Here is a 1,196-nt window from a genome sequence, read left to right on the forward strand (position 1 = left end):
TGTCCTGATCCCCCGAAAGTGAGCCAGTGAAAAGTAGAGTAAAAAAACTAACTTTCATTGGTAACCAAAAGGGAAATGAAACAAGGCAAATTCTCCGAATCGCAAATCGTAGCGATTCTTAAGCAGCAGGATAGCGGACAAACCGTCGCTCAGATCAGTCGCGAACATGGCGTTAGTGAGGCCACTTTTTACAATTGGAAAGCTAAGTATGGCGGTATGCAGGTTTCAGAAGTTAAGCGACTAAAAGACCTCGAAGACGAAAATCGACGGCTGAAAAAGATGTATGCTGAACTAAGTTTGCAACACGAGATCATCAAGGAAGCTCTACAAAAAAAGTGGTAGGGCCTGTTGAACGCAGAGCGTTGGTCAAGTGGATGGTCGCTGAAAAGCAGATCAGCCAACGCAAAGCCTGCCGTTGGACAGGCCTGAGCCGGAACTCAATGGCCGAGCCGGTGGCCATTAAGGAGAAAGACAAGGCCCTTCAAGACCGTATTAGACAGGTAGCTAAACGCTATAAACACTGGGGTTTGTTGAAGATTCATAAGAAGTTGCGCAAGCAAGGTGAAACGGCTAATCATAAGCGTGTCAGGCGTTTATACCGGGAAGCAGGGTTAAGCCTGCCCCGTAAGTTGAAAAAGCGATTACCTGAATCAGTTCGACAACCGTTACCTAAAGCGATAGCTTGTAATGAGTGTTGGTCATTGGATTTCACAACTGATGCCTTAACAGATGGCCGTAAATTTCGCACCTTAAACGTGATAGATGATTTTAATCGGGAAGCATTGGGAATCGAAGTAGACTACTCCTTGCCTGCTCAGCGAGTAACCAGGCTATTAGATCAGCTAGTAGAACAATTTGGAAAACCGGAGCGGTTACGAAGCGACAATGGCCCAGAGTTCATCAGTCAAACGCTGCGAGATTGGTGTGCTGACAAAAAAGTAATCTTGCACTGGATTGAGCCAGGGAAGCCGACCCAAAATGCGTATATCGAACGATTTAATGGCACCTTCCGGCGGGAAGTACTAAACGCCAATCTGTTCAGTAGTCTGGCGCAAGTGCGCCGAACGGTGGGGGGCTGGCTGGTGGAGTATAATACGGAACGACCCCATCAGGCGTTGAAGTTTATGACACCGGTCGAATACCGACAGGCGGCTTAAACTCCAGTCAAAACTGGCTCATATAACGGGGTAAGGACA

Annotated in this window: 1 pseudogene; it reads left to right on the plus strand. The window is 47.4% G+C overall.

Annotation, left to right across the window (positions count from 1 at the left end):
* The first annotated feature begins 75 nt into the window (after positions 1–75).
* Positions 76–1,157 (plus strand): annotated as a pseudogene (locus AC23NW_RS36150) (IS3 family transposase).
* Positions 1,158–1,196: the final 39 nt, after the last annotated feature.

This window comes from Arsenicibacter sp. R0_47 (genome assembly GCF_057652235.1).